The following is a 583-nucleotide window of genomic DNA, read 5'->3' on the forward strand; positions in this document are numbered from 1 at the left end:
TGAGCAAGAGCTTACAGAATCACAGAATCACCCTCTCAGGCTTCACCAGAGCCATTCTAAGCGCTTTAAATCGATAAGATGATAAATCCCCTTACCTAACAACAAAACCCCGTAGAATGCGATACAGAGCGTTTTACGGGGGGTTTCTGATACACTGTGAAAGGCTGTTTAATTTTTCCACATATTATAGGGGTAGTTACTTAGAACAGATTAAATCCATTTGGGTAGAACCTGCTACTATCTGCCCCCTTTTATTTAACACTGTACGATAAACAGTTATTTCATTCTGTGCTGTAGGATAAATCACTAAGCCCTTTGCGGTGCTGGGGTCACTTAGAAAATTCATCCCATAACGCTGTATATCAGAATCAGGAACAGAATCAGCAACGAAAGTAGAATCAGAAAATAAAAGATTCTGCCCTTCATCAACAACGTTAACCATCTGTTCCCGCACGATGTACTTACCTACGCGCTGAGGCTGGTCACTATGAGCTAGGACAACGCTCAAGCCAGTATTACCGCAAATATACTTACCATCATACTTAGCCATATCAGCAGCATGTGCAGGAACAGCACAACCAAC

The 583-nt window shown here is 42.0% G+C and carries 1 protein-coding gene; it reads right to left on the reverse strand.

Going from position 1 to position 583, the window contains the following annotated elements; translation table 11 throughout:
- Positions 1-196: 196 nt before the first annotated feature.
- Positions 197-583: hypothetical protein (locus tag N1032_RS26690; protein ID WP_259543685.1), on the reverse strand; the 387-nt coding region annotated here is incomplete at its 5' end.

Source organism: Herbiconiux daphne (genome assembly GCF_024979295.1).
In the GTDB taxonomy this organism is placed as follows: Bacteria; Actinomycetota; Actinomycetes; order Actinomycetales; family Microbacteriaceae; genus Herbiconiux; species Herbiconiux daphnes.